This is a genomic window from Natronococcus amylolyticus DSM 10524 (assembly GCF_000337675.1).
Lineage (GTDB): Archaea > Halobacteriota > Halobacteria > Halobacteriales > Natrialbaceae > Natronococcus > Natronococcus amylolyticus.
In genome coordinates this window covers 1-7,938 of record NZ_AOIB01000035.1, presented here as the reverse complement: position 1 = coordinate 7,938, position 7,938 = coordinate 1, and the positions used below count along the sequence as shown (strand labels likewise).

Sequence of the window (7,938 nt, the reverse complement as noted above, 5' to 3'; positions counted from 1 at the left end):
CAAAGCTTAGATTCCCAACCTTCAGGATTGACCTGCCCGGCCAACACCGGGTGGGAAGCCCACGACTTTAGTCGTGGGAGCACGTCACAACACATGAATAACTCTTCGATATTAAAACTTGTCAGTGATGTCCTGTTTTTGAATCGCGTCTGATGTACCTATTCCGAGACACACGCTCAGGGAGCAGACTCCTCCGGTTCCTCTCGAGCAACGGGACACCCATCTCGTACCGGCTGCCGACCGATTCCCGCAGGGCAGGAACGACTGATAGTACTATCGTCGCTCGAGCGGGACGTTCTCGTATGAGGTATCTCATCGCAACCGACGGTTCCGAGGTCAGCGACACCGCGGTCGAACGCGCGGCGCGCGACGCGAGCGCGCTGGACGCGACCCTCGAGATCGTCCACGTGCTGACGCCCGAAACGGAGTTCGTGGACGGAGCGCTCGTCTTGCCCGGCGAGGAGCGCGCCGTCGAGTACGGCGAGCGGACGCTCCGCCAGGCGACGGAGCTGGCGGCCGAAACTGTCGCGGACGGAGCCGACCTCGAGATCACGACCGAGCTGCTGGCGGGGCGGCCCGCGGCGGCGATCGCCGACTACGCCGCCGAGGCCGACGTCGACGGGATCTACGTCGGCCACCGCGGGCTCTCGACGGAACACGAACGGGTCGTCGGCAGCGTCGCCAAGGCGGTCGTCGACAAGTCGACCGTTCCCGTGACGATCGTCAAGTAGCAAGGACCCACCCCTCGCTCTCGTCACCGACGAGATCGGATCGTCCGTCTTCGAGCAACCCAGCGGCGCGGCGCGACGAGGCTCTCGATTTCATCCCGGTCGGCCCTACGAGGCGGGGCCGCCGTCGTCAGCTCCTGCCCTTCCCGATTGGCAATTTCTCTCGCCCTTCTCTCGGTCCGAAGTGTGTATATTAAAGCTATTGTGGGTAATTAGGAGTGTAGACAAACTTTCACTCCACATATTAGTGTGCTTGCACCATTAGAAGAGTTTATTACTGGACGACTTGTACATCAACTACGGTGGTGATGCCAACGAATACCATTCAACCCGTCAGTCGATGTGCCTGTGGCAACCGAGGTCGTGATTCGATCCTCTGAGATCAGATGCCGGAGACGCCTCGTCCGCTGCCTCCTGTCATGCTTCCACCTTTGCGACCCGGTTTTTCGTTCGTTCGAACCAACCACTTCCGGAGTTCACTGGCTATCCGAGTAGTGTTTTCCGTGTTACCGACGAGCCACCGGCTTTTCAGGCCGGTTCTCCGAGAGGGCCGTTCGGGTCTTCGAACGCCGGCCAGACCGACCACGTGGCCGACGGGCCGGCAGGACTGAAACTACCTTCCTCTCGAAATAGCGTCCATCGTCGATCGTTGGTGACGGTAGCCGACCGCTACAGTCCTGGGTAGCCTCGGATGAACGGCTGCACCGGGCGATTACCCATATTTTCCGCAAGAGATGGTGACACGATGATGGGTCGCACAGGGGAAGGCGCATCGCCGATCGAGAACCCCTTCGTAGCGGGGTCTACGGCCGAACGGCTGTACGAACTGCTCGACCGGACGAACGGGGCACGAACGGCCGCCGAGCTGGCGGCGCGAGCCGACCGCGACCGCGGCGCGGTTCGGGAAACTCTCGAGTCGTTCGCCGCACTCGGGATCGTCACCGAACGGAGGGGGCCGCCCTCGACTTACGAACGAAACGACAGGCGGTTTCCCCGGAGCGAGGACGGGGCGGCGGTGCTCGCCCGGGAGCGGTCGCTCGAGGAGCTCGAGGCACGGATGGACGTGCTGGTCGATCGAGTGTGGCGTTACCAGCGCCGCTACGACGCCGAGACGCCCCTCGGCGTCGACGGGCGAACCGTCGACATCACGCCGGCGGCGCTGGCGGACTGGGAGACGGCTCGGGCGGAGCTGCAACGGTGCGAGCGCGCGCGGCGGCTCCGACTCCGTGAGATGGTGTCCGGAGTGGAGTCCGAAGAACAGCGCTGACGGGATCGTGGCTCGAGGTGGCCGGGCCTCGAGGGCTCTCGCTCGAAACCCGACGGGCTCGCGGTCACCTCGCGGGCGCTTCCTCGACGGGCTGAAGGAGAACCGAGAACGTCGCGCCCTCCCCGGGCTCGGAGTCGACCTCGAGGGTGCCGTCGTGGCGCTCGGCGATGCGCTGACAGAGCGCCAGGCCGATCCCCGTCCCCTCGTGGTCGGCCTGGGTGTGGAGGCGATCGAACACCTCGAAGATCCGCTCCTGGTCCTCGGGATCGATCCCGATCCCCTCGTCGCAAACTGCAATCTCCCACCGGTCGCCGACCCGTTCGGCGGAGACGTGGACGCGGGGCGGCTCGTCGCCGCTATACTCGAGGGCGTTCGAGACGAGGTTCTGGAACAGCTGGCGAAGCTGGCTTCGATCGCCCGCGACGCGGGGCAGTTCCTCGGCGGTGATCTCGGCGTCGGTTTCCTCGACCCGAACGCCCAGATCGGTCAGCGCGTCGTCGAGGACGGCGTCGAGGTCGACGGGCTCGAACGGGTCGCCTCGGGTCTCCACCCGGGAGTACTCCAGGAGGTCGTCGACCATCACCTGCATTCGGTCGGCGCCGTCGACGGCGAACTCGATGAACTCCTCGGCGTCCTCGTCGAGCTCGTCGCCGTAGCGCTCCTCGAGCAGCCGGAGGTAGCTCGAGATCATTCGCAGCGGTTCCTGAAGGTCGTGGCTCGCGGCGGAGGCGAACTGCTCTAGGCGCTCGTTGGAGGCCTCGAGCTCTCTGACGGTCGCCTCGAGTTCCTGTTGTGTCTCCCGAAGCTCGTCGTTGCGCTCCTCGAGTCGGTCCTGAACCCGCTCGAGGGCGTCGTTTCGCCGCTCGATCTCCCGCTCCCGGGAGATCGCGCGCGACTCGTGGATCCCGATCCCGAGGCCGGCGGCCGAGCCGATCGCCAGCGCGACGGCTCGCGTGCCGAACGTGAACTCGGTCGGGATCCCGGGGTGGAGCGCCCGGAGGACGAGGAAGGCGAGCATGACGCCGACGCCGGCGAGGCTCCACGTCGCGATCCGCCGATAGAGGTCGGGTTCGATCTCGGACTCCGAGAGCCAGCTTCCGACGTACAGAAACAGCGCGCCCGTCAGTCCGAGCAACACGAAGTCGATGAGGGCCTCGACGCTCGAGCCGCCGCCGGCGACCTTGAGCAGCGACTGGGCGGCGGCGACCGCGATGATACCCAGGCCGAGACCGTGAACGTACCGGGACCGACGAACCATCTCCCTCCAGTACCCCATGCGTTGGCATGAGGGTTGCTGCGGGAGGCCGTATGAGTGGGTGGTCGTTCAATCGTTTCTCGAGTTTGAACGGTGGTGAATTCGGATACATTCGCCTTCGAGACGGTCGTCCGGAGACCACAGTCGGATCCGCAGCGAAGCCGGCGATCAGCGACGCGAGCGAACGTAGTCGAGCCCGGGGCAGCCGTCGAGATACCAGAGCGCGAGCCCGGCGGCGAACAGCGGGATCTCGAGCAGGAAGAAGATTCCCGGATGGGTGAAGGGAGTGACGACGAACTCGACGATCGCCGGCGGCTCGAACAGTCGCTCGTGGTAGGTAAACGTCGGGTGGGAGAGAAACGGCCAGAACAGGAACTCGGTGTCGTTGGGGTAGCCGAGGTAGGCTCGCGGCGGGATATCCGCGACGAGGTGAGAGAGGTGTGCGAGGACGAACGCCGTCGCCGTCTCGAGGCGATCGAGGACGATCGCCCCGGCGTAGACGACGAGAATCACGATACCGGTCGCGAGCAGGGAGTGGGCGAGGAATCGGCCGTGGGGAAACACGCCGAGCCAGCCGAGCGGTTTGTCGATCAGATCGGCGAACTGCGAGCCGAAGATAGCCGCGAGCGCGGGCTCGGGACGGGGAGATCGTCCGAACCGACCGCGCGAGTACAGCGAGTAGACGATGTACGCGACGCCGAAGTGTCCCCAGGGCCACATGGATTAGCCTCGTCTATCTATGCCTATACCTTTGTCTAAATCGACCGAGGGTAATCGAGTATCCTCGAGTGCGGTGGCCTCTCGACGGAGCCGAACCAGTTGGGCAGATCCCGCCGCTCGAGCCCGGAGCGGCCGTCTAGTTAGCGATCGGACGGGTCGTGATGAAAACGCTTTTACAGTTGACCGGCCAGTGCTCAGAGGATGGAACTGTTCGTCTTCCCCATCCTCGCCGCACTCGTCCTGCTGCAGATTCCGATTTCGATATTCGTTCGTTTTGATGCGAAACGCCGAAAGCTAAAAAACCCTGACACCTACGAGTTCGGCGTTCTCGTACCGCTCTGTGGACTGGTGGTTACGGTAGTCTACCTGTACAACCGACGGCGGCGGTCCGGGAAGGCCCTCGGTTGAGGCATCTCGGCGCGGGGGAGCCGGCAGACGACGAGTTTCGTGGGGCAGCGGGTTTTCTGCGGATTCGATCCAATATAAAACGTTATGCACTCGAGAACCCTCTCTGTAGGAGAGATGTACTGGCACGAGATCGGGGATCGACGGGGGACGGTATGGAGCTGAAGCGTCGCGAGTTCGCCGCCATCACAGGTGTCTCGCTGTCGGGGGTGCTAGCGGGCTGTGCCGACACCGAGGAGGAAGAGGAGGAAGACGACTCCGGGTCGGAGACCGACGAGGCCGACAACTCGGCGGCCGACGGAGCCGAGGACGGGGAGAGCGACGATTCGGAGGCCGACGAGACCGAAAGCGACGACGCCGGGGACGAGAACGGGGATAACGACTCCGAAGACACAGCCGAGGACGACGCGGCCGATCAGGACGCAACCGAGGACGACGAGGAGCCGGCCGACAGCGAGTCAGGAGAGGCAAACGAATCCGACGAAGACGATAACGGCGACGACGAGGCGGTCTACGAGGACGAGGCGATCGACGGAGAAGTCGTGCTGTCGGAGGCGGCCGAACGCCACCTCGAGATCGAGCGACACACCTTCACCTGGGACGACGAGCCGCCCAGCGAGCTGTGTCAGGTGCACACGATGCTCGCAAACGCGAGCGGAGCGGAGCTCGCCGTCAGCATGACCGCTCGCGTGTACGACGCCGACGGGAACGAGCTCTCCTCGACCACGAAGGCCGCTACCGAGGGGCCGGAGCCGGGCGCCGACGACGCCGTCTACTCCTTCGAACTGAACAACTGCGCGGAGACCGCGGCGTACGAACTCGAGGTCACCGATGTCGAGGCAACCGGGGAAACGGAGGAGGTCGAGGAGGCGCCGGACCGACACCTGCTGCGCGTCCTCGTTCAGGACGGGGTCGGCGAGCCGATCGATGACGCGACCGTCAGCGTCGAAGAGCAGGGACTCGGGGGCTGGGGTGACACTCAAGCGGTCGACGACCACGGCCGGACGGAGTTCGAGTTCCAGGCGGGCGAGTACCTGGTGATCGTCGAGGCGGAGGGGTATCCGACGCTCGAGGAGTCGCTCGAGCTCACCGGAAACGTGGAGTACACGGCAACCCTTCGGGGGAGCGACTGAGACCCGCGGCGGTTCGGCGTTGAGAGCGGATCGTTACAGTGTCGGAACGCTCGAGCAAGGTTTTTTCTCGTCGCGGAGGGTACTATGCTGTATGCCAACAGTCCTCGACCGGCTCCGACGGCGGTACGAGACGACCGACAAGAAGTGTCCGGCGTGTGGCTACGTCGATACGGAGCGAAACTGGGAGAGTCGAACCGACGGGGGGCGGGTCGTGTACCGCCACGTCTGTCCGAGCTGCGATGCGAGCCGCGAGCATACCTTCCGGCTAACCTGATCGGGGATTCCGAACGGGAGGACTACCGCGATTCAGGCGCCGAATACCCGCGACAACGATTCTGCTCACGGAGTACGACAACGTCTACGGCGATCTCTCGACACGCGCGGGCTGGAACGCGCTGACGCGATATCCGGCGGTCGGGCAGACGGTTCTCGAGATCCACCACGATCGGCTCGTGTTCGGGACCGACTACCGCTACCCCGGCCAGGCGGTCCCGCAGTTCGAGCTGTTCGAGCGCTTCGCCCTCGAGCTCGAGGCGTAGGCGGATCTCCGGTACCGAACGCTCGAGGGGTTGCTGCGATAATCCGGAACCGGGGACGTCGCGGACGGGAACGCCTCGCGTGTTGCTCGAGACGCTCGAGGACGTCTCCCTCGGCCGGCTCGCGACGGCGTCCTGGCGCTGGGTCGATACCGGAAGCGCCGAACTGGCCGTCGAGAACGCGGAGCGAACGATTCGGGCGGATCGCAGCCAGGTCACGTCGCTGTTCGAGAACCTGTTCAGTAACGCGGTCGCCCACGGCGGCGCCGACGTGACCGTCCGGGTGGGGTTTCTCGAGGCGACCGACGGGTTCTACGTCGAGGACGACGGGAGCGGGATCCCCGATCAGCATCTGGACGATGTCTTCGAGCACGGGTACACGACGAGCGACGACGGGACGGGACTGGGGCTCTCCATCGTGGGCGCGATCGCCGAAGCCCACGACTGGACCGCCTCCGCGGGCGAAAGCGACGACGGTGGTGCTCGGCTCGAGTTTCGCACCTGAGTCTGCTCGGTCGTCCTCGAGGCGTGGGCGGTTCCTCCGGACGGACCGACGATGTTCCCGCCTTCGATTAATAATGCTCTGGTGCGGAGTTATTATTACAGCGAACAGCTAAGTAACGGCCCGCGGACTCTCGAGCATGAACGCCGTTGGAGTCGTCGATGTCGGCAGCACGAACCTCAGTTACGCCGCGGCGACGCCGGCCGGCGAGTTCCTGACGGCCGTGGAGTCCGAGCCGACGCGGCCCGACGAGTTGTGCACACAGCTCGAACGAGTAGTCGAAACGCTGACAGCGGCAGCTTCTCTCGAGGCGGTTTCGATCGTCACCCCGGGACTGGTCGACGCCGATCGGGGCAGCGTTCGGCGGTTCGACACCGCCGACGGCGACGTGATCGAGCGCATCGAGATCGCAGCGCCGCTTCGGGACCGCTGTGGGCTCCCGGTGTTCCTCGAGAACGACTGCACCGCGTCGGCGCTGGGGGAGTGGCGGTTCGGAGCGCGCGAGGACCAGGCGTGCGTGATCCAACTCACCGTCGGCACGGGGATCGGCGGCGGGGTCGTCGAACGCGGTCGGTTGCTCCGGGGCGAAACGGGCGGTGCGGGCGAGTTCGGGCTCATCCCGGTCGCTCCCGACAGCCGTCTCGAGAGCGCCGGCGTCACCGGCGCCTGGGAGGCGTTCTGTTCGGGTCGGGGGATCCCGTCGTACGTTCGTCACCGGTATCGCGTCGACGAGGTGTGGGACGAAAACGCCGTCGGCGAGTTCCGCGAGACGCTCGCGGCCGACGAGGAGTTCGCCGCGCCGGCCGTCTTCGAGGCGGCCGCCGCGGGCGATCCGTTCGCCCAGACCTGCCTGGACCGGGTCAACCGATACAACGCCGTTGGGATCGCTGCACTGTGTAACGCGTACGAACCTGGCCTCGTGACCCTCGGGGGCAGCGTCGCGCTCAACAACGCCGACTGGTTCCTCGAGGGGGTCGATCGCTACCTCGAGGAGTACCTGTTCGTCGACCGACCGACGATCCGGGAGAGTCCGCTGGACGAGGAGCTCGGACTGTACGGGGCGTTGAGTGTCGCGCTCGAGCGCACGGAGTAGGAATCAGCTCGCGAGAGCCATCTCAGCGGAACCAGTCGGAGTACTCGTCGCAGTCGCCACACTCGACGCGGGTCGCCCACTCCTCGCTTCGGTCGTGGTCGTTCGGAGACACCCGCCTGACGCGGACGTTCAGCGATCGACACTCCGGGCACTGCGACGGGATCTGCTGGCTCATTCCGACCGCTCGTACGACGCCTTCTGTGCTGACTTCCTCCCACGACTGAAGTAGTGGGGTTCCTGCCACAGACGGGAGCCCACAACCGGGGGTTCGTAGGTCCCCTCCATCCGCGGTCCGGGAG

The 7,938-nt window shown here is 65.3% G+C and carries 10 protein-coding genes; 7 read left to right on the top strand and 3 right to left on the bottom strand.

Annotation, left to right across the window (positions count from 1 at the left end; translation table 11 throughout):
* Positions 1 to 302: 302 nt before the first annotated feature.
* Positions 303 to 731: a universal stress protein gene (locus C491_RS17410; protein ID WP_005558718.1), complete on the top strand. Its 429-nt coding sequence runs from the start codon at positions 303 to 305 to the stop codon at positions 729 to 731.
* Between the two features lie 742 nt (positions 732 to 1,473).
* Positions 1,474 to 1,995 carry a helix-turn-helix domain-containing protein gene (locus tag C491_RS17405; protein WP_241431363.1) on the top strand — a complete coding sequence of 174 codons (522 nt, stop codon included), beginning with the start codon at positions 1,474 to 1,476 and terminating at the stop codon, positions 1,993 to 1,995.
* A 64-nt stretch (positions 1,996 to 2,059) separates the two neighbouring features.
* Here C491_RS17405 and C491_RS17400 read toward each other — a convergent pair whose 3' ends face one another.
* Positions 2,060 to 3,253 carry a sensor histidine kinase gene (locus C491_RS17400; protein WP_005558714.1) on the bottom strand — a complete coding sequence of 398 codons (1,194 nt, stop codon included), beginning with the start codon at positions 3,251 to 3,253 and terminating at the stop codon, positions 2,060 to 2,062.
* 165 nt (positions 3,254 to 3,418) lie between these two features.
* Positions 3,419 to 3,970, bottom strand: coding sequence for a metal-dependent hydrolase (locus C491_RS17395; protein ID WP_005558712.1), 552 nt, complete (start codon positions 3,968 to 3,970; stop codon positions 3,419 to 3,421).
* A gap of 201 nt (positions 3,971 to 4,171) precedes the next feature.
* On the opposite strand from C491_RS17395, the gene C491_RS17390 reads away from it, so the two are divergent.
* The 5 genes from C491_RS17390 to C491_RS17370 all read left to right on the top strand — a co-directional run bounded on the left by C491_RS17390 (position 4,172) and on the right by C491_RS17370 (position 7,639).
* Positions 4,172 to 4,378 (top strand): hypothetical protein, encoded by a 207-nt coding sequence (locus C491_RS17390; RefSeq protein WP_005558710.1) that lies wholly within the window; start codon positions 4,172 to 4,174, stop codon positions 4,376 to 4,378.
* A 152-nt stretch (positions 4,379 to 4,530) separates the two neighbouring features.
* Entirely contained in the window at positions 4,531 to 5,508 is a 978-nt protein-coding gene (locus C491_RS17385) for a carboxypeptidase-like regulatory domain-containing protein (RefSeq protein ID WP_005558708.1), read from the top strand.
* 91 nt (positions 5,509 to 5,599) lie between these two features.
* A complete protein-coding gene (locus tag C491_RS17380; RefSeq protein WP_005558705.1) occupies positions 5,600 to 5,782 on the top strand; it encodes an HVO_0649 family zinc finger protein in 183 nt (60 codons plus the stop codon).
* 344 nt (positions 5,783 to 6,126) lie between these two features.
* Positions 6,127 to 6,549 carry a sensor histidine kinase gene (locus C491_RS17375; protein WP_005558704.1) on the top strand — a complete coding sequence of 141 codons (423 nt, stop codon included), beginning with the start codon at positions 6,127 to 6,129 and terminating at the stop codon, positions 6,547 to 6,549.
* Positions 6,550 to 6,685: 136 nt separating this feature from the next.
* Complete coding sequence (locus tag C491_RS17370) at positions 6,686 to 7,639, top strand: ROK family protein (RefSeq protein WP_005558702.1); 954 nt, start codon at positions 6,686 to 6,688, stop codon at positions 7,637 to 7,639.
* Positions 7,640 to 7,661: 22 nt separating this feature from the next.
* On the opposite strand, the gene C491_RS23410 is transcribed toward C491_RS17370, so the two are convergent.
* The gene (locus C491_RS23410) at positions 7,662 to 7,814 is read right to left on the bottom strand and encodes a hypothetical protein (RefSeq protein WP_169331749.1); all 153 of its coding nucleotides are present in this window, start codon (positions 7,812 to 7,814) and stop codon (positions 7,662 to 7,664) included.
* Positions 7,815 to 7,938: the final 124 nt, after the last annotated feature.